Annotated in this window: 20 protein-coding genes and 1 tRNA gene; 14 read left to right on the top strand and 7 right to left on the bottom strand. The window is 41.8% G+C overall.

The window, feature by feature from the left end; translation table 11 throughout:
- Positions 1-73: 73 nt before the first annotated feature.
- The 5 genes from G7035_RS26330 to nspC all read left to right on the top strand — a co-directional run bounded on the left by G7035_RS26330 (position 74) and on the right by nspC (position 5,839).
- Positions 74-697, top strand: a complete 624-nt coding sequence (locus tag G7035_RS26330) for an SMI1/KNR4 family protein (protein WP_016819673.1) — start codon at positions 74-76, stop codon at positions 695-697.
- A 181-nt stretch (positions 698-878) separates the two neighbouring features.
- Positions 879-2,759, top strand: a complete 1,881-nt coding sequence (gene htpG, locus G7035_RS26325; RefSeq protein WP_019686879.1) for a molecular chaperone HtpG — start codon at positions 879-881, stop codon at positions 2,757-2,759.
- 155 nt (positions 2,760-2,914) lie between these two features.
- Positions 2,915-3,172 (top strand): bacteriocin immunity protein, encoded by a 258-nt coding sequence (locus G7035_RS26320; protein WP_019686880.1) that lies wholly within the window; start codon positions 2,915-2,917, stop codon positions 3,170-3,172.
- 319 nt (positions 3,173-3,491) lie between these two features.
- Complete coding sequence (locus tag G7035_RS26315; protein ID WP_016819676.1) at positions 3,492-4,691, top strand: saccharopine dehydrogenase family protein; 1,200 nt, start codon at positions 3,492-3,494, stop codon at positions 4,689-4,691.
- A gap of 8 nt (positions 4,692-4,699) precedes the next feature.
- Positions 4,700-5,839 carry a carboxynorspermidine decarboxylase gene (nspC, locus tag G7035_RS26310; protein ID WP_016819677.1) on the top strand — a complete coding sequence of 380 codons (1,140 nt, stop codon included), beginning with the start codon at positions 4,700-4,702 and terminating at the stop codon, positions 5,837-5,839.
- A gap of 202 nt (positions 5,840-6,041) precedes the next feature.
- On the opposite strand, the gene G7035_RS26305 is transcribed toward nspC, so the two are convergent.
- Together G7035_RS26305 and G7035_RS26300 are read right to left on the bottom strand one after the other, a co-directional pair.
- The gene (locus G7035_RS26305) at positions 6,042-6,542 is read right to left on the bottom strand and encodes a hypothetical protein (protein WP_016819678.1); all 501 of its coding nucleotides are present in this window, start codon (positions 6,540-6,542) and stop codon (positions 6,042-6,044) included.
- A gap of 331 nt (positions 6,543-6,873) precedes the next feature.
- A complete protein-coding gene (locus G7035_RS26300; protein ID WP_019686881.1) occupies positions 6,874-7,368 on the bottom strand; it encodes a hypothetical protein in 495 nt (164 codons plus the stop codon).
- A 296-nt stretch (positions 7,369-7,664) separates the two neighbouring features.
- Here G7035_RS26300 and G7035_RS26295 point away from each other — a divergent pair, with 296 nt between their 5' ends.
- Entirely contained in the window at positions 7,665-8,180 is a 516-nt protein-coding gene (locus tag G7035_RS26295; RefSeq protein ID WP_019686882.1) for a hypothetical protein, read from the top strand.
- 71 nt (positions 8,181-8,251) lie between these two features.
- Positions 8,252-8,761, top strand: a complete 510-nt coding sequence (locus tag G7035_RS26290; RefSeq protein ID WP_019686883.1) for a GNAT family N-acetyltransferase — start codon at positions 8,252-8,254, stop codon at positions 8,759-8,761.
- Positions 8,762-8,863: 102 nt separating this feature from the next.
- Here G7035_RS26290 and G7035_RS26285 read toward each other — a convergent pair whose 3' ends face one another.
- Positions 8,864-9,298 (bottom strand): N-acetyltransferase, encoded by a 435-nt coding sequence (locus tag G7035_RS26285; RefSeq protein WP_019686884.1) that lies wholly within the window; start codon positions 9,296-9,298, stop codon positions 8,864-8,866.
- Positions 9,299-9,464: 166 nt separating this feature from the next.
- Positions 9,465-10,825, bottom strand: a protein-coding gene (locus tag G7035_RS26280) for an IS1182 family transposase (protein ID WP_230877365.1) whose coding sequence is annotated in 2 segments (ribosomal slippage) — positions 9,465-10,258 and positions 10,258-10,825 — 1,362 coding nt in all. Because the reading frame shifts where the segments join, the coding sequence is not laid out codon by codon here.
- 431 nt (positions 10,826-11,256) lie between these two features.
- On the opposite strand from G7035_RS26280, the gene G7035_RS26275 reads away from it, so the two are divergent.
- Positions 11,257-11,340, top strand: a tRNA-Leu gene (locus tag G7035_RS26275).
- Positions 11,341-11,432: 92 nt separating this feature from the next.
- On the opposite strand, the gene G7035_RS26270 is transcribed toward G7035_RS26275, so the two are convergent.
- Positions 11,433-11,963, bottom strand: a complete 531-nt coding sequence (locus G7035_RS26270; RefSeq protein WP_017425874.1) for an NAD(P)H-dependent oxidoreductase — start codon at positions 11,961-11,963, stop codon at positions 11,433-11,435.
- Positions 11,964-12,160: 197 nt separating this feature from the next.
- Between G7035_RS26270 and G7035_RS26265 the strand changes: the two genes are divergently transcribed.
- Both G7035_RS26265 and fabV read left to right on the top strand, forming a co-directional pair.
- The gene (locus tag G7035_RS26265) at positions 12,161-12,517 is read left to right on the top strand and encodes a winged helix-turn-helix transcriptional regulator (protein WP_017425873.1); all 357 of its coding nucleotides are present in this window, start codon (positions 12,161-12,163) and stop codon (positions 12,515-12,517) included.
- A gap of 215 nt (positions 12,518-12,732) precedes the next feature.
- Positions 12,733-13,902, top strand: a complete 1,170-nt coding sequence (gene fabV, locus G7035_RS26260) for an enoyl-ACP reductase FabV (RefSeq protein WP_019686885.1) — start codon at positions 12,733-12,735, stop codon at positions 13,900-13,902.
- 108 nt (positions 13,903-14,010) lie between these two features.
- Here fabV and G7035_RS26255 read toward each other — a convergent pair whose 3' ends face one another.
- On the bottom strand, positions 14,011-14,214 hold the full coding sequence (locus tag G7035_RS26255; protein ID WP_016819686.1) for a hypothetical protein: 204 nt from the start codon (positions 14,212-14,214) through the stop codon (positions 14,011-14,013).
- Positions 14,215-14,381: 167 nt separating this feature from the next.
- Between G7035_RS26255 and G7035_RS26250 the strand changes: the two genes are divergently transcribed.
- From G7035_RS26250 to G7035_RS26240, 3 genes are all read left to right on the top strand, one after another.
- Positions 14,382-15,533, top strand: a complete 1,152-nt coding sequence (locus tag G7035_RS26250; RefSeq protein ID WP_019686886.1) for a sn-glycerol-1-phosphate dehydrogenase — start codon at positions 14,382-14,384, stop codon at positions 15,531-15,533.
- A gap of 187 nt (positions 15,534-15,720) precedes the next feature.
- Complete coding sequence (locus G7035_RS26245) at positions 15,721-16,806, top strand: GntR family transcriptional regulator (RefSeq protein ID WP_019686887.1); 1,086 nt, start codon at positions 15,721-15,723, stop codon at positions 16,804-16,806.
- Between the two features lie 296 nt (positions 16,807-17,102).
- Positions 17,103-17,246 (top strand): ribulokinase, encoded by a 144-nt coding sequence (locus G7035_RS26240; RefSeq protein WP_445648553.1) that lies wholly within the window; start codon positions 17,103-17,105, stop codon positions 17,244-17,246.
- Between the two features lie 199 nt (positions 17,247-17,445).
- Here the strand turns inward: G7035_RS26240 and G7035_RS26235 are convergent, their stop codons facing one another.
- Positions 17,446-18,030 carry a helix-turn-helix domain-containing protein gene (locus tag G7035_RS26235; protein WP_013370447.1) on the bottom strand — a complete coding sequence of 195 codons (585 nt, stop codon included), beginning with the start codon at positions 18,028-18,030 and terminating at the stop codon, positions 17,446-17,448.
- A 983-nt stretch (positions 18,031-19,013) separates the two neighbouring features.
- Here G7035_RS26235 and G7035_RS26230 point away from each other — a divergent pair.
- Positions 19,014-19,325 carry a hypothetical protein gene (locus G7035_RS26230; RefSeq protein WP_017425868.1) on the top strand — a complete coding sequence of 104 codons (312 nt, stop codon included), beginning with the start codon at positions 19,014-19,016 and terminating at the stop codon, positions 19,323-19,325.
- Positions 19,326-20,053: the final 728 nt, after the last annotated feature.

The following is a 20,053-nucleotide window of genomic DNA, read 5'->3' as shown; positions in this document are numbered from 1 at the left end:
TTTTCATATAGAGACGCATGAGGCATACATCTATGATGCAAAATGCGAGTAAAAAGGAAAGAGGTGTGAGGACATGGACAAGAAAGCGGATATTCGCACATCCATGAAGGAGTTATTTGCACAGATGGATGAAGCCTTTTTTATGGATGTGGAAGAAAATGTACCGTTCGAAATGCGTGATGGGAACGTCGATGAGGAGGGATGGATCAAGTGGAAGCCCCTTCCTTCACAGATTACAGAACAGGAAGTTCGGGAAATGGAAGAAAAATACCATTTTGAGCTGCCGCTTCTGCTGAGGAATTTTATCATGTCCTACCATTATGTATCTTTACAATTCGATAATGAATCTATTCCGGGAGTATACTGGAGCGATTGTACGTTTGTAGAGTTTCCACGTCTGCCAGCAGGTCAAGGCTTAAAGGCATTTTATGATTTGATCGATCAATGGTCACCTTTGTTGTCAGCAGGCTATATTCCATTTGCAATTGCAGAAGACGATCAGGGCCCTGTATGTTTAAATGTAGGCAGCAGACATAAGGACGGCGATTATCCTATTGTCTGGTTCTTTCACGAGGATCTCCGGCATTTGGATGAGGATGAGCTACAGATTAGGAGTAACCTGCTTCCCCATGTGCAGGGGCTATTTCCATCCACTGTCGAAATGTTTAACGTTATGTTTAAGCAAATCGGGCACTAACGATTCCCTGAAATGGAATTTTACTATGCAGATTAACCAAGATATTGACATAAAAAATGAGGAATGTTATAAAAAAGGTAGGCTAGCACTCGAATGATGGGAGTGCTAACAAAGCTGAATCGTTTGCATAGCTCTTATCCGCTGGCCTTACATAGGTTTATATTTGAAAGGAGATATTCGAATGGAGAAAAAACAGTTTCAGGCTGAGTCCAAGCGTCTGCTCGAAATGATGATTAACTCGATTTACACTCAAAAGGAAATTTTCCTAAGAGAGCTGATCTCCAACGCAAGTGATGCGATTGACAAAATCTATTACAAAGCACTGACAGACGATCAATTAGTCTTTGACAAAGAGAATTATTATATTAAAGTAATTGCCGATAAGGATCATAGAACGCTAACTCTGCGTGATACCGGGATTGGGATGACCAAGGAAGAACTGGAAAATAACCTGGGCGTTATTGCTAAAAGTGGCTCACTGGCATTCAAAAATGAAAATGAGTCCAAGGATGGTTATGACATTATCGGTCAATTCGGTGTCGGCTTCTATTCAGCTTTCATGGTAGCAGATGTAGTTACCGTAACGACCAAGGCTTTGGGAAGCGATACTGCTTATAAATGGGAATCTACAGGTGCTGACGGTTATACCATTGAGGTGGCTGAGAAGGACGAGGTCGGAACCGAGATTGTTCTGAAAATCAAGGAAAACACCGAGGATGAGTCCTACGACGAATATTTGGACGAGTACCGTTTAAAAGCGCTTATTAAAAAATACTCCGACTTTATCCGCTACCCGATTAAAATGGATGTTACAGGCAAGCGTCTGAAAGAAGGAAGCGATAACGAGTTTGAGGATTACAAAGAAGAACAGCGTATTAACAGCATGGTGCCCATCTGGAGAAAAAATAAAAGCGAGCTAACCGACGAGGATTATCAAAATTTCTACGCGGAAAAACGCTATGGCTACGACAAGCCGCTCCAGCATATCCATGTCAGCGCGGACGGCGCGGTAGTGTACCAAGCGATTTTGTTTATTCCTGAGAATATTCCGTTTGATTTTTACTCTAAGGAATATGAAAAAGGGCTGGAGTTGTATGCTAACGGTGTGCTAATCATGGAAAAATCTCCTGACCTGCTGCCGGATTATTTTAGCTTTGTAAAAGGTATGGTTGACTCCGAAAGCCTGTCACTCAACATTTCGAGAGAAATGCTGCAGCATGATCGTCAGTTGAAGCTGATTGCCAAAAATATTGAAAGCAAAATTAAAGGCCAACTGTTGACTCTGCTCAAAAATGATCGGGAGAAATATGATCAATTCTACAAATCATTTGGAAGACAATTGAAATTTGGTGTCTACAACGATTACGGCAGACATAAAGAAACCCTTCAGGATCTGCTTATGTTCTACTCTTCTACAGAGAAAAAGCAGGTTACTTTGGACGAATATGTATCTCGTATGCCAGAGGATCAAAAGTATATTTATTATGCTTCCGGGGAGTCCAACGAGCGTATTGAAAAGCTACCGCAGACCGAATTGGTGGCCGATAAAGGCTACGAAATTTTGTACTTCACTGATGATATTGATGAGTTCGCTATTAAAATGCTCTTAAGCTATAAAGAGAAAGAATTCAAATCCGTATCGAGTGGCGATCTGGGCATTGAGTCTGACGAAAATGAGAAAGAAACTGAAGCGGAACAAAACGACAACAAGGAGTTGTTCGAGTACATGAAGGGCTTGCTGGAAGGCAAAGTATCCAGTGTTAAAGCCTCCAAGCGCTTGAAGACACATCCCGTATGTCTGTCCGCTGACGGCGAAGTGACCATTGAGATGGAGAAAATTTTGAACGCCATGCCGAATAACGCCGATGTCAAAGCGAATAAAGTGCTGGAAATCAACGTGAACCATGCGGTGTTCAACTCTTTGAAAGAAGCCTTTGCCGAGGATAAGGAGAAAGTGAACCTCTACACGGCATTGCTGTATAATCAGGCTTTGCTGATCGAGGGCTTGCCGCTGCAAGATCCGGTTGAATTCACGAACGATATTTGCAAAATCATGGTTTAATATGCTTTATTATGATATAGAGCCGTTCCCACACCGGGGGCGGCTTTATTTATTATGACACTTCTTAAAGCTCCATAATAGGCCATATAACGCTTACAGTAGAAGCATAAGGCCTTGCACTGTGCCAACTATTCAATACCTAGGAGGGCGATTGTATGAGTCTGGATCGAGATCCATTGAACCCCCAAAGTTTAAGCCGAAGTGAGCTTATACAGTTGGTGGAAAAAATCATCAGAGGCGAGGGAACAGAGGAGGAACTCGACAGCATGCTGACCGTAGTCATGCAAAATACACCTCATCCGGGGATTAGTAATTTGATCTACTGGGATGACCGTGATTTGAGTGCGGCAGAGATTGTAGATGAAGCATTACGCTACCAGCCCATTTTTCTACCGCCTCATCAATCTTCTTAATAGGACGCGGAGGGGTAGTCTTTTATTAAAAAATAAGATAATATAATTTTTTTAAAGGTTATGAGCATCATATTCAAGAAAACTTCCGTTAAAGGTGTGCTGGCTTCCCTGTAATGTATGGAGAAATGTTTGCTTTTTGCTCGCTTTACGGAGAATTTATGCCTAATTTTGGGGTTTGTAAAATTTTTGTGACATGCTCCTGTGAATTTTGACACAGCAAATTGTCGTTTTTCTTGATTATTTGGTGGGATGTCTTTATAATCATTTTGTTTGCAAGAATGAATAGCGATTAGCGTATGGAATAAGGAGGTTATTTATTTTGGGAAAAGCATTGATTATTGGCGCCGGTGGCGTGGCCAGCGTTGTGGTGCATAAATGTTGCCAAAACCCAGATGTATTTGAAGAAATTTGTATCGCAAGCAGAACTGTTGAGAAATGCGATGCGCTTAAAGAGAAGCTGGGTGGAGGTCGTACGAAGATCCAAACGGCTCAGCTTGATGCTGACAACACCGACATGGTCATTGACTTGATTCGAAGCTTTCAACCGGATGTAGTTATCAATGTGGCTCTCCCTTATCAGGATTTGACGATAATGGATGCTTGCCTTGAGACAGGTGTTCATTACGTTGATACGGCGAACTATGAACCGCCGGATACGCCGAAGTTTGAATACAGCTGGCAATGGGCCTACAAAGAAAGATTCGAAAAAGCAGGAATTACAGCTCTGCTGGGCAGCGGTTTTGATCCAGGCGTGACTGGAGTATTTACGGCTTATGCTCAAAAGCACTATTTTGATGAAATTCATACGATTGATATTGTGGATGCGAATGCAGGGGACCACGGATATCCTTTTGCAACTAATTTTAATCCGGAAATCAATATTCGTGAAATTACAGCGAAAGGCCGTTACTTTGAAAACGGAGAATGGATTGAAACTGAGCCACTTTCTGAGAAAAAGGTATACGACCTGCCTGAAATTGGACCGAAAAATATATATCTTTTGTACCATGAAGAACTGGAATCTCTTGCAGTGAATATTAAAGGCGTGAAAAAAATCCGTTTCTGGATGACGTTCTCGGACAATTATCTGAATCATTTGAACGTACTTCAAAACGTAGGCATGACTTCGATCGAGCCTATTGATTATGAAGGGCAACAAATCATTCCACTGCAATTCCTGAAAGCTATTTTGCCGGACCCGGCTTCTCTGGGACCAAGAACAAAAGGCAAAACAAACATTGGCTGCATCATCCAAGGCGTGAAAGATGGAAAGCCAAAAACCTATTATGTTTACAACGTTTGTGATCATGAAGAATGTTATGCAGAGGTTGGCTCCCAAGCCATTTCTTACACAACAGGTGTTCCGGCTATGATCGGTGCAATGCTTATTATCAAAGGCCTCTGGAAAAAACCAGGCGTTTACAACGTTGAGGAATTCGATCCAGATCCATTCATGGAAGCACTAAATAAACACGGATTGCCATGGCAAGAGAACTTTACGCCAACGTTGCTTGATTGAGGTCTGCGATGAATATTGATATTACCGGACTCCCATCACCTTGTTATCTTGTTGACGAAAGACTTCTTGTCAAAAACCTTGAGGTTTTGAATTCTGTACAAGAGCGGACAGGTTGCAGTATTCTGCTCGCTCTTAAGGGATTTTCGATGTTTTCGACCTTTCCTCTGGTTGGCAAATACTTAAAAGGCGTAACCTCCAGTTCGTTGTTCGAGGCAAGACTCGGTCGCGAAAAAATGGACAAGGAGGTTCACGTATACGCACCAGCTTATGTTGACAGTGAATTTGATGAGCTGTTGGAGTATGTTGACCATATTGTTTTCAACTCCTTTGATCAACTGAAACGCTTCAAAAGCAGAGTGCAAGGCGTAACTTCCAAAAAAATCGACATCGGCATTCGAGTAAATCCAGAATATTCGGAAATCGAAACGCCGCTGTATGATCCTTGCTACAACAACTCCAGAATGGGTGTGACTCTGGCTAACTTTAGACCTGAGGATCTGGATGGCGTGGACGGTATTCATTTTCATACGATGTGTGAACAGAATTCAGATACGCTGGAGCGTACCATTAAAGTCGTGGATGAGAAATTTGGGCCATACATTAAGCAAATGAAATGGCTCAATTTCGGCGGCGGTCACCATATTACCAGAGAAGACTATGATCTGGACACACTGGTACGCTGTATCCAATATTTTCAGGATAAATACGGTGTGCAAGTTTATCTTGAGCCAGGCGAAGCCATCGCCTTGAACACCGGATATCTGGTTGCGACTGTATTGGATACAATGAAGAATGGAATGGATATTGCCATTCTGGATACTTCGGCTGAATGTCATATGCCTGATGTGCTAGCTATGCCTTACCGCCCGAATATCATTGGCGCAGGTAAGCCTGGTGAGTATGCACATACTTACAGACTTGGTGGACTTACTTGCTTGGCTGGAGATGTCATTGGTGACTATTCCTTTAAAGAGCCATTGAAGCCGGGAGACAAGCTTGTATTCTGCGACATGGCCCATTACACGATGGTCAAAAACCACATGTTCAACGGAGTCAACCTGCCAGCCATCGCCAGCTACAACGACGAAGAAGGCATCAAGGTAATCCGTCAGTTCTCCTACGAGGACTTTAGCTCGCGTTTGTCGTAAGACTTACACAAGGGTAAAAGAACTGAATGCACCGAATGGAATGACTGAACTACAAAAGCCTCGCCCCTTTAAGAAAGGGGTGAGGCTTTTTGGCGTAGTTAGGATTTTTTAGTCTTTATATGTGTCTGTTGCATGTATCCAATACGACAACAGGCATTAAAGAACGATACACAACTTGAAAAGTTACATAAATTTAATTAGCCTACCTTACAACTTCAGAAGAGACTTTATAGTCAAACATTTTTCCTCCAGGTTGAAGTCCGTACGCATTGACGGTTAAGTAGTAATCTTTACCTTGTTCAAGAGTTGCATTTAAAAAATATTGACCATTTTTTGAACTTTTGATGCTTTGACCATTACTATTGAAGAGGGTTAGTTCCAACCAAGAATCGGGATATCTGTGTCCCTCAATTGTGAAGTGAACTTCTCTTGAGTTATTTTCTGCCATTATTTTATATACATCGTAGTTTTCCCACATCCCATGCTTCTCTTCACCGAGGGTTCCAATAACCCCATCACCTATAAAATAATAGTTAGCTTGTTCAAAAGTATCATTTGGCTCCTGTTCATCATATTCAAGTAAAGGGGCAATAGTTGATTCCTTTGCAACTGGTACAGAATCTGCTTCTGCAGCTAAGGCGACACTGGCAGTAGTACTCAGCATAAGTGTAAGACCTAATGAAGCTAACAACGTTTTTTTCATGAACAAAATACCTCTCTTTTTTTGAAATTTATATTCATTTATATGAATATATTAGTAATGATTTCTGGATTATATATATTCTTCAATAGATATAGGATGTACATGCAATAAGTAATATAAGTGTATATAAAAAATTTTTTACAAAGTGATAGTTTCCAGCATGCAGAGGTACAAACGATCCATAAACAAAGAAGATATTAACGTAAATCGTCAGTGCTTCCACGACGATATAGCTGCGTTTGTCGTAAGATAATAGGTGCCCCTAAATGTAAAACATAGTCCTTGTCAAAGAAGGACACGTTTTTTTGTTAACTTCAATTTATCCTTTAATCTACTTGATCGTAGAAGTAACTTTATAGTCGAATAATTGTCCTAACTCAGCACCGGGTGTTTCTACGACCAGGTAGTACCATTTGCCAGCTTCAAGATTTTTACCTAAAGAGTATTCACGATCATTTGCATATCTAATGAAGTGTCCGTTACTGTCAGCCAAACCAAGTCTCAGCCATGTATTAGGATATATGTCCCCTTGAATATTAAATTGATACCAACCAGACTGAAAGGCTTTAAACTTATAATAATCGCTATTGTCATAACCTCCATCAATGTGTTTGCCTATTTCCCCATAGATGTCAACTCCCACCAGTATTTCACTAGCCTCATCGAACCAGTTATTAGGCTCTCTGTCAGTCCCATTTCCAAAGAGCTGGATAGATTCCTTTTGTAATGCGGGTGATCCTTCTTGAGCTTCTTGAGCAGATGCAACGGCGGTAGATGTAGTTAATAGAAGTGCAAGACCTAGTGTGGAAATAATTGCCTTTTTCATTTAATAATCTCTTCCCTTCTTTTGTTTTGAGATTTATAAGATATATATTGCTAATCCCATCCATTATTATATAGTGTATTCCAATAAATTGGAATAAAAATGGAACAATAAACAAAAATATATATTTTTTTGTCACAATTATGTGTTTTTACAAATTTATTCACTAAACTTCAATTAGGAATTAGCCAACTTGCTGTATACTATAAAGCTCATCTTAATATGCTTTCATGAAAAGGGGCATTCTATTTTAGGGGGAACAAAAGCTATGTTATACTCAATAATTGGAGGTGAGAAAAATGTTCGACCCGACCGTTTTTGATAATTTAAAAGTGGCTATGGAAAATGCGGTTTACGATCTGGATAATTTGGATTCACGTATTAACATTACGCAGCGGACTGATAGGTTGGAGATGTCGGTAATGTCGCGTGAATTTGGCGTACAGTTCAGCCTGAGAGAACAGTCGGGTGTGACGGCAGAGCTTCAACTAAAGATGGATTTAAACAACCTGGCTGCAGAAATTTTGGAAATGGAAGACCAAACTCCGGGATGTAGCTTGTTGCTGTATTTTGATATGAAGATTCGAGAGATGGAGACACAATGCAGCCAGATTGAAAATATACTGACCGACATTTGGAAGCCCGAACTTCGACCAGTACAAACGTTAAGTCAGATTTACGGAGAGAAGACGTCTACATACCAAAACAGGATTGAACTCCGATTTTCCAGGCAAATCAACGAAGATCAGATGGAGGATATTTCAGAGTTGTTGGAACACGTGTTGCTGACGCTTATGGAATTAAACAAGGTCTAACCCCCTCTTTCTCTTAATGAAAGACAGGCTGTTGTCGTTGGGGGATGTAGGGGTAAAGGAGCTAGGGATATATGATAAATGAACACGATTTTTCTGAAATATATGCGATTATGGAATCTTCTTTTCCAGCATCAGAATGCAGGACGTTTGAGGCTCAAAAGGCTTTATTGAAGCATCCTAGCTATCGTATTATCACTGAAAAAAATGAGCAGGGGAATATAGTCGCTTTTTTGGCGGGCTGGGAATTTGAACATTTTCGGTTTGTAGAGCATATCGCGGTAGATTCCCGTATACGAGGTGGCGGATTAGGCCAAAAGCTTATGGGTAGATTTATCTCACAGTCTGACCAACCGGTAGTGCTGGAGGTTGAGCCTCCAGTGGATGAATGGTCACGGAGAAGAATTGGTTTTTACGAACGAATGGGATTCCATCTGAACCATTTTGAATATGTACAGCCCCCTCTAAGAGAAGGACAGACGGATCTGCGGCTTCAAATCATGAGCTATCCAGGTGCGCTGTCTGAACAGGAATTTACTCCGTTTAAAGAGATTTTATATACCGAGGTTTATGGGCTTAAATAAGAGACTAGACAGCTAGTAGATAAAAGTAAAAGGCTCTGCTTATACCGTATGGGTACGGGAGCGGGGCCTTTGCTCTAAAAAGCTAGAGGTGCTTCATTATCATTAATGTTTTGTCCATATCATCACAAATTCCTTCTCACCAGTCTCGGCATCCACTGACTCTGCTTGAATGGTAAATCCATTTTTAGTATAAAAGTTAAATGCTTTGGTGTTTGACTGATACACCTTTAATTGAATTTTCTCATGCTGTTGCTTAACCCCATCTAATAGTAACTTGCCATAGCCTTTTCTTTGAGAATCAACCCGTATAAACAGAGCAGCCAAGTATCCGTCCATCATGGAAATGAAGCCGCCAATCGTATGGTCATCTTGTATGATAACGTAGTTCTGAGCGAGGGGAAGGTACTTGTTCTCCATCTCGGCAGCTTGAAATGTCCAATACTCCCGAGCAATAAAATGGTGGGCTTCTACGGAAGCGTCCAGCCAAATGGCTACCAGTTCTTTCAACTCTTCTACTTTCGCAGGTCTAATTGACATTGTAACGCCTCTTTTCACATTATGTAATCTTATCTATATTAAGTATGATACTGAAATAAAAAAGACCGTCCGTAGACGGTCTCAGATTGTCGAGAAACCCCGTCTTTTTGAGACGTGGTTTTTTTTTCTTTACATGAGAGATCTCTGGTCTCTGGAAAAACAAGGTTCACCCCTGTTTTTCCAGGCGATCCAGGTGGATCGCCATCTTCTTCATGTTCTGCACGGCTGCCGTCATGAGGGCTTGTTCCCTGACGTTCGGAAGTCCGCGCAAACGGCAATAGCGAAACCCATGGAGCTCTTTGGCATCCGCGAAGCTTCGCTCAATCGTCTCTTTTCGTTTGCGGTACAGCTGTTTCCCGGATGGGCTTAGCCGGTTGCTCCGTACCCACTCTTTGCTGTCTTCCCAGACATGCCGAGTCACCACTTTGCGGTGGTTTTTAGACTGAGTACACTGGCTCAGCAACGGGCAACGCTCGCACTGAGCCGGATCAGATGCATACTGCCGGTATCCCTTTCGGTCTGTCGTTCGGTAGGCTAATTCTTGTCCTGCTGGGCAAATATACACATTGTTCTTGGCATCGTATTCAAACTTCCATTTCGGAAACAGGCCTTGTTTGGGATGAAATCTTCGGTGAGCAATCACGGCAAAAATCTTTCGGCTTTGCAAACCTCGACAAATCGGCGTTGTTAAATAACCTGAATCTAGCGTAACAGCTTCTACTTGAAAAGCAAAACGTTCTCTTTGGCGGTCCAAACGGGACAAATAGGGGACGGAATCATGTACATTCCCCGGCGTCACGTGCACATCCGTAATCACATTGTACTTCATATCCACTGTCCGGTGGTCCAGATAGAAGAAGCCTTCGGGCTTGCCATCACGGATCATATAGCCGCTGTCCGGATCTGTTTTGCTCACTTTAATTTCTTTTTCTTCGTTCACTTCCTCTCGAGATTTTAGGGCTTTTTTCCGTGGTTTTTCCGGTCCTCCTTCACCACTTCATTCAGCTCGTCCATATAGTCTTTGGTATTCTGTAATACTTGCTCTTTAGTGTACTGATGTTTGTTGGCATTGGCCTTGACGTGTGTAGAATCGGTGATGAGAACACGCCCGCCCACCATTCGGTGAGAGATCGCCTGCAGCACAATTTCATCGAAGATATCTTGAAAGATCGTAGTGTCTTTAAAGCGAGTACGACGATTCCAACTAATCGTCGAATGGTCCGGAACTTTATCCGTTAAGCCCAGCCCCAGAAACCAACGATAAGCCAAGTTCGTTTGAATTTCACGCTCGAGTTGCCGTTCTGAGCGAATGCCATAGAAATAACCGAGAAAGATCATTTTAAACAATACCGTAGGATCAATGGCAGGACGCCCGTTGTCTGCACAATACAGCGGGCTTACCTTCTCATGAATAAAGGAGAAGTCGATATAGGTATCCACTTTGCGAAGCAAATGATCTTGGGGCACCAGTTCTTCCAAGGAAACCAATTCAAAGGATTGTTGTTTGTCTCGATGAGATCGCAGCATACCAACACCGTCCGTTTCTATACAATAGTTACCTATATTATATAACATTAACGCGGTGTCGTCTTAAACAAATTTAACATAAAAATAGGCTGTCGAAACTTTCTCGACAGCCTGAGACCGTCCGTAGACGGTCTTTTTACCCGTGGCGCTTAATTAAAGCCTTGATCCGTATCCCGCGCCTCCGTCAACTCTGCAAATTAGAGAATAACGGACCGGGTAAGGGATACGCTCAACATATGATTATTGATGTTGACGCACCTCCTTTCCTGATGCGTTCATCTTACCATATCTGGTTGGTGATATCCAGTGATTTTCTTATATTTACTAGCATTATTCATAGAAAATATAATATAAATCGGCTTGCTTTTAAGCTCTATTCAAGATATAATTTTAATTACGGCGATTAAAGTATCGCCATCAATACATAGTATGCGGTCGTGGCGGAATTGGCAGACGCGCACGGTTCAGGTCCGTGTGGGCTAACCCCCGTGGAGGTTCGAGTCCTCTCGACCGCATTATACCTAACAATTACAGGTTCTTGGATTGGCTGAATGCCTCCAAGAGCCTATTTTTATATGGTTAAGATGCGTGCTATTAAACAGCCATTTTATTTATGCTGGAATATATATTTAATATAATCTTTTGCACTCTGGTTAATGTCTTCATCACTTGCTTGAAACGAGGCTCCGAAGACAGCGAAATAGGGTAATGTTACGGCGCCCACATGTACTGCGCTTGCTTTAAAAGGGGCTATAACTTCATCTACCGTAAATGTAACGGAACCCGTAGATAAGTAGTTTTCTTTTTTATCGCCAATCGACATGGCGATCCCTAGCTTCTTTCCTTTTAACTTATCACCTTTTGAACCATAAGCCCATCCATGGGCAAAAACATCATCAAACCACTTTTTTAATAGAGGAGGGTAACTATACCAGTATAAAGGGAACTGAAATATGATATTGCTGTGTGCTTCAAGTAACTTTTGTTCTTTCAAAACATCAATATTCCAGTTGGGATACTCTTTATAAATTTCATGAATTGTAATTTCATTGGAATATCGAAGCAATTCTTGTTTCCATCTTTGATTTACTCTGGAATTTTCAATATTCGGGTGTGCTAAAATTACGAGAGTCTTCATCATCAATCACCTTTCTTACATCGCATCATTTGCTTTTTGTGGATACGTATTATTATTCTGTAGGCTATAAAAAATGTAAATACACACAATAAAGTAATATAGTTACTTGAAAGTGTGCGTGGTACTTAGAGTGAAGATATGTGATTATAAAATGAATTCGATAAACTTAGTTATTTTAGTCTTGAAGAGGTGGTCGTATGAAACAATATAATTTAGGCATAGAAGCAACACTGGAGATCATCGGAGGTAAGTGGAAATCCTTAATCATATGCTTATTAATGTCTGGTAGAAAGAGGACCAGTGAATTACAGCGTAGTATTGCAGGCATTTCTCAAAAGGTTCTTATACAGCAACTTCGTGAACTTGAGAAGGATGGGATCATAGGCAGACATGTGTATAATCAAATGCCTCCAAAAGTGGAGTATTATATAACGGAATATGGAATTACAGCAAATGAAATTATTGATTTAATGTGTACCTGGGGAAGGACTAATATCAAAATAAGACAAGAGAAAGGAGAAGATGTGATATTGCTAGAAAATAAGTCCAAATGAATATTGGAGTTAAAGAGCGCTGTAGACTATGATGTTTACGGCGATTTTCTTTTTGGCGTAGAGTCGCAGTTCGGGGATATCTGTGTCATAGTATTTGATCGTTTACCTTCAAGACCATGTTATATGTTGAGCCGCAAGCTGATTTGTAATATAGTTATGACTGGACAACCATTCCATCAATATTAAATGAATGCCAAAGTAGGGGGACCCTTGCAATGATTATTAAACCGAAAATTCGTGGTTTCATATGTACGACTGCGCATCCTGCAGGATGTGCGGCTCACGTTAATCGTCAAATCGACTACATCAAAGACAGCACGGGATTACAAGGAGCTAAAAAGGTACTTGTGATCGGAGCATCCACAGGTTATGGACTGGCTTCCCGCATTGCTGCGAGCTTCGGTATGGGAGCTGACACCGTAGGAGTATCCTTTGAACGTCCTGCTTCAGAGGGGCGCACGGCTTCGGCAGGCTGGTACAATACAGTGGCCTTTGAAAGAGCAGCCAGAGCGGCTGGCTACATAGCGGAGAGCATTAATGGAGATGCTTTTTCCCATGAAATTAAGCAGGAGACGTTGAAGCTGGTCAAAGAAAAGCTGGGCAAGGTAGACCTGATTGTATATAGTGTCGCCTCACCGCGACGGACACATCCTGATACGGGAGAGACCTTCAATTCCGTTCTCAAGCCCATCGGACAGCCGTTTACGAATAAAACGGTGAATACGAACACAGGTGTCGTGTCGGAAATTACGCTTGAACCAGCAACGCAGGAGGAGATTGATAACACCATCACGGTCATGGGTGGCGAAGATTGGTCCCTGTGGTTAAAAGCGTTGGAAGAAGCCGACCTGCTGGCTGAAGGGGTAACCACACTGGCTTACTCGTATATTGGTCCTGAGATTACGGAGGCTATTTATCGTAAAGGAACCATTGGCCAAGCTAAAAATGATTTGGAAGCCACAGCACATACGTTAACAAAGCAACTGGAGCCTTATCATGGGAAGGCCTACGTTTCAGTGAATAAAGCTTTGGTTACACAATCCAGTTCCGCTATCCCGGTTGTGCCTCTGTATATTTCCTTACTGTTTAAGGTCATGAAAGAAAAAGGACTACACGAGGGATGTATTGAGCAGGCGCAACGTCTGTTCGAGACGTTATACAATGGGTCCACAGTGGAAACGGACGAAGAAGGGCGCATTCGTCTGGATAACTGGGAAATGAGAGAGGATGTGCAGCAAGCTGTTAAAGCGGCTTGGTCTGAGATCACTACCGAAAACGTATCCGAACTGGGTGATCTTGAACAATACCGTCTGGATTTCCTTCAATTGTTTGGATTCGGTTTTGATGAAATTGATTATGAACTGGACGTTGATCCAAAAGTTTAAGTAAGTAGTTCCACATCAAAAACGGGTACTCTCAAGCTGCAAATGGCTTGTGAGACCCGTTTTTTTATGTATGCAGTTAAAATTAAATGGTCTGGCTTTCAACAGAATTCATTGAGAATTGGACGTAGAAAGCGACTTCCGGTGCAGCAAGCGAAAAACAGCAATGGTAATGATAATCCCTGCAATGCCAAAAACCGTGACTGAAGTCAGTGCACGATAAGCTTGCCAGCCGAACAAAAAAGCAACCCCACTACCAAACGTTGTACCTGCCAGTAACCCGAGTGCACAGGCAATATCTGTTCCAAATTTCATAATATTGTTCCTTTCGAATGGTTGAATTGAATCGTAACTTGTACGTTTTTTCTGGACTTGTACCTACATTTGTGCGTACAATTAAATAGTAATCGTTTTCAAACGGAATCTATTTATTAGTATGGATCATTCTTGTACAAATTATTCCTTTTCAGGAGGCTGATGAAATGAATATGAATGAGCAGATCAAGCTGTGGAACGAAGAGGCGCAGGCTAGTAACGCTGATCATCCTCACCGAAAGGTTGAATTGTTTATCGAGGTACGGGATGGAGCACTTGAATCCATTGCTTCTTATTTGAATCAACAGAATTATCAGCATGTTACTCTAGTAGAGGATGAGCATACTTCAGCGGCAGCAGGGAAAAAAGTAGCTGAATTAATCCGTGAAGCAGGTTTGACAGTTGATGTAGTTCGGCTGCCTCCGAATGCGGTAGGGGATGTTATTGCTGATGAAACTTATATCATGAAGGTTCTGCTAGGTGTGGCGGATCAAAGTCAGGCTGTGCTTGCTGTAGGGTCAGGTACGATTCATGATCTGGTTCGCTTTGTGTGCTATAAAATGAATCGTCCGTTCTTGTCAGTCCCAACGGCTGCATCTGTAGATGGTTTTACCTCAGCTGGGGCCCCATTAATTGTGGATGGCAGCAAGCAGACGTTCCAAGCCGTTCCGCCGGAGGCGATCTTCGCTGACTTGTCCGTACTGGCAAGTGCCCCTCAAGTGATGACTGCCGCGGGTTTTGGCGATATGCTCGGTAAGTTTACCTCATTAGCGGACTGGCATGTGTCCAGAGATTTGGGAAACGAGCCGTATTCACCTGTAGCTAATCGAATTACCGAGGAGGCTTTACGTGCTTGTGTAGAGCATGTCGATGAGATCGCGGCAGGCAGTAAGGCAGGAGTTGAGGTGTTGATGAATGCGCTGATTGCATCCGGTATTTCGATGTTGATGATTGATCATTCCCGTCCTGCCTCAGGGGGAGAGCATCATATTTCTCACCGAATTGAAATGGATTTTATTGCAGAGGGGCGCAAGCAAGTTTTGCATGGTGCCAAGGTGGGCGTTGCCTCCGCTTTGCTGTCTGACATGTATAGGGAATTGGCTGCCAATCAGGATGTGGAGGCTTTTAAAGTATATCGGACTCTGCCTACATCGGAACAGATGCGTGCATGGCTAGCTCAGGTGGGAGGTCCGTCTACCATTGCCGAGCTGGGGGTTACACAGGAACAACTTGCTCGTGCTTTGCGCACGGCACATACTTTGCGTGATCGCTATACCGGACTCAAGTATATGAATGAACATCAGTTGCTTCGTTCATAATGTGTGTTACACCAGAGTTCTTTATACATTCAGTCTAAGCATGAGAAAGGGATTGGTGAATGGGTTTACGCCTCCGGCAGCTATACAACGATATTATGCTCCTGTAACACTTGTATGTACAAATGAATGCTATGCTATAATTGTGGAATACGAGTAGATACATGATATGGAAAGTACGGAGGAAATGATGGCGCCCAAATATATACAGGTTAAACAGGAAATTTTATCATGGATTCATTCATCCAAACTGGAGCCGCAAAGCCAGCTTCCTTCTGAACATGAAATGTCTGAACAATTTGCAGTTAGTCGGCAAACGGTGCGTCAGGCGCTGGGTGAACTGGTACAGGAAGGTTGGCTGTTTCGCATACAGGGTAAGGGAACCTTTGTCGCAACACGGGATCTGAAGCAGCCCGAAGATCCACGGACGATTGGAGTTGTGACAACTTATATATCGGATTATATTTTTCCATCCATTGTACAGGGAATTGAGTCCAAGCTAAGCCGCCAAGGCTACAAACTGCTATTATCAAGTACAGGCAATGATCCTGAGCAAGAGCGTCAATGCCTGAAAATGCTGCTGAGTCAACCACTGAGCGGAATTATTATTGAGCCGACCAAAAGCGGGGAACGTAATCCCAATTTGAACTATTATTTAACCGTGGAGAATCGCCAAATCCCTTATTTAATGATCAATGCGCGTTATGAGGAGATGGATGCACCTTGTTTGCGTTTGGACGATGAAAAGGGTGGTTTTTTGGCGGCAGAGCATTTGATCAAGCTGGGGCACCGGCGATTGGCCGGATTTTTCAAAACCGATGATATGCAAGGAATTCTGCGGATGAAGGGATTTGTAGCCGCTCACCGTAAATATGGAGTGACGTTACATCCAAACGCAGTAACGACGTACCGGACTGAAGAAAAAAATGAGCTTCCGTTACAACGCGCATCACAGCTGTTGGCGATGGAGACAGGGGAACGTCCGACCGGATGGGTGACCTATAATGATGAATTGGCGGTGCGGCTGCTGGATATTGTACGTTCGGCGGGCCTCAGTATTCCCCAGGATCTGTCACTGGTTGGGTTTGATGATTCATTTTTGGCGACAGCCACGGAAGTCAAACTTACAACCATTCGGCACCCCAAGGAAGAATTGGGGTTACGTGCCGCCGATACCATGCTATCGATGATTGAAGAAAAGGGGTATTGTGAAGAAGAGCGTCAGTGGATTATACCTCCAGAGTTAATTGTACGCGAATCCACGGGGCCAGCTTAGGAAATGTTTAGTGAATTTTAAGTTGATGGTATGTTACTGGATACACGAAGCAGCCTGTTTTCTGGATTGCAGAAAAGGGGCTGTTTTTCTATACATTTTGAAAATGTGTACATAAATCTATCAAAAAGATATATAAAAAAGGTTGATTTAGTTGTACGTACAAGTGTGCGGTGAGAGTGGTGCCAGAAATGAAAGTAAGAAGAGTGACCTATGTATGTTAGAAACATTAAATAAGGACGTTTGGGAGGTTAACTGGCAGCCATGGCTATGGGGGCTTCAAGCCAATCCCTGAGAACGTGGACATCTATAATAAGCTCTATGAGGAATACAGCCGTCTTCACGACTACTTTGGATGTGGGGGTAACCCAGTTATGAAAAGGCTGAAGGCCATCAAGGCAAAAGCTGGACATTCAACTGAAGCGGCAAGCACTCAATCCTAAGAAGTTACAAATTATAAGCAAGAAGCATTTAAATTTTGCTATCTAAAAAGCACAGTACGCCAGAATCGGCAGACTGTGCTTTTTTGCTTTTATATTCTGTAAATCACATGATGTGAAAGCCTTATGCATGAAAGATGGTAATGCGTTCCTTTCAAAGACTTTCATGAAAGTTTCAATCGTTTCGTTTTAAAGGACATTGTTACTTTTTCAGCATGGCATCAGCAAACAAAATGGATTTTGGAATACGGAAAAACTGTTCCGCCTGATCCTGGAAGGTTTGTGAAGGAACGGTACCCTGATGCAACCATTTCCGAAATGTACCCGGGTGAACGCCAATCCAATGACTGACATCGGTCACCGAAATATCATGTACCATGCACAAACCCGCCAAAATCCGGTTTTTAACCGGAGAACGAGTTACAGTCCGTTTCATAAAACGGGACGGCGATGGTTGACAAATAAGCGGTGAACGCCGGACAACCTCTTCATTAAATAGAATATGGTGTGGATAACCAAGTGTGTTACACGTCTTTTCCAGATTAGTGTTGCCGGGAATACGGCCTTCATATACCCACGCGCTGACGCTGCGAGAGGAGATGGAAAGCTCCTCGGCAAGTTGGGACAGTTTAATGTCATTAGCCATCAAAACGGCAAGCAGAACGCGATTGCGTACTTGACAGCGTGTTGGTTTGCGAAAACGTTTGACACGCACGCCTTTTCCCAAATATTTGCGATTGATCAGAGACCACGCCTGAATGGAATGTTTGTCTTGTTGTTTAGGCATATACCCTCCGATTTTTTTTAAACACATACTACTATACCCGAAGGGGGCTTTGCAAGTGACTCTTCTCCTGATTTTCTTTTAATCCCATGGGCTTAACCGGTTTATGGAAAATAAGGTCCATTTGGCCTATAAAAATGGAAGTTTAAGGTGTCGATATATTAAAATGTGACATTTTTTATGGAAATGGAGGTAATATGTTCTTCTCTTATGATTGTAAGGTTGTACAGAGAGAACAGTGGGTTTTTACAGCCCAACATGCAATTTTTTGACGAGAAAAAGGGAGGTTATACAGCTAGATGATTTGTGAAAAGGAAATGGTATGGTAAATGTAATTAAGATCGGAGTTAAGGTTCTCTCTAAGGATGAAACGACTGGCAAGATAGCTTATAAAGAGGTTATGGCTACGCTCAATTACGAAGCGGATTAGATTTACAAAATTCATTTGAGCGGTCAGATGATTGAATCTACCGATAGCCATCTGTTTTGGGGGGATAGGACAAGGGATGGACGTTTGTTAAAAATTTCAAGGTTGAGACTTGCTTATTCAGAGTGACGGGAATGCACTTAAGAAAGACAGTATTAAATTATTACACAAGCAGGCAACGGTTTACAACATGACAGTCGATAGTTCCAAACGCACCTCGTAAGCGACCTTAGTATTTGGTGCACAGTATAGGTGCGTGTGGAATATTAATAGTGGTAATTCAACAAACATATAATAAAATTCTAAAAAAATATACAAGAAAAAGCGGATACAGCTTTTAAGCAATTTCAAGGAGAATCCGGACCATCCAAATCTGAATTTCGAGTATCTAGATGGTGTCCCAAATGGTAGAAAGTATGTGTCTGCCTGAGTTTATGGTTCTTACCGGGCTTATGGTAATTTGAGAACGGTATAATTGAGTGAATTGGAATGATCAACACGACTACAAGATCGACCTTAGGGAATTAAATGCTGCTTATTAAGTTTAAAGAGGAGTCTTATGGGATGGAAACATATTATTCTAGAGGCAAATTGTTTCTATGAAGATAATGAAGAGAATCATGATTCAAAATGTTGTAAGGGAAATATAGGTGTTCATTGTTTAACTTACAACCAAGATGGTCACCAAATTTGTCCCAATCTGGTTTTTGGTAAAAGTAGGACATCTGTTATTGCAATCGATAAAGATGGTAATGCTGTAGACTCTTCTACGTTCTGGACGGACGAAAAATTAAGCCCTGAAGAATGGGTGAGAAGAGAAGAAGAATGGCTAGATGAGAAGAGAAGGCTAATGAATATGAATGGTAAGTAACAGCATTTAAAAAAGTTTGGGCAAGAGAAAGACTTTGAAAATATACCATTCTCAAGGTCTTTACTTTTACCCCCACCAAATGCCCAATGAATCGGGCGGTATACTACGAAAGATCCGCATGAAGATCCTCTTATATGCCTCTACCACATGTATGAGGTTGATAATTATATCTCTTTATCACATCACTAACCTCTAATATTTGGGTCCATAACACTAACTGTGTGCAAGCATGGATTATAAGAGATACCTGTATTGGTCTTCAGAATACATTCGGTAAAGAAGCTGCTAATTAATTCTCAAATGTAATGAAAAAATGGATCTGCTGACTTTATATTTATTGAACAAGAAGGCTTTATTATTAAAAAAGATGGAAGGGTTTTTGAAAATGATGGAAGGACTATTAACACTCAATTTTCCAATACAAATGAATTACTTGCTAAGTAGCATATTAAACTGATAAGTTGGGACTCTACCCCACCAATCAAGGATAATTTTCCTGATGCCAAATAATAAGGAAAAACGCGTGTATATGATGTCATTATCAAAGCTGCAAAGGACGACTATACGAGTAACTTAAAACAAAATTATAAAGCACTTGAAATTCCTTATGGTGATTTCAGGTGCTTTTATTTGTGTTCGTATAATTTTTCCCTAATACGCCTGTACACCAGATAGTTTCGTGTTATGATCTTTTTTATTATTACTTCTTGACTGATAACAAATCTATG

This window comes from Paenibacillus polymyxa (assembly GCF_015710975.1).
GTDB classification, from domain to species: Bacteria; Bacillota; Bacilli; order Paenibacillales; family Paenibacillaceae; genus Paenibacillus; species Paenibacillus polymyxa.
Note: the sequence above shows the minus strand (reverse complement) of the source record. Positions and strands in the feature narration are given on the sequence as shown.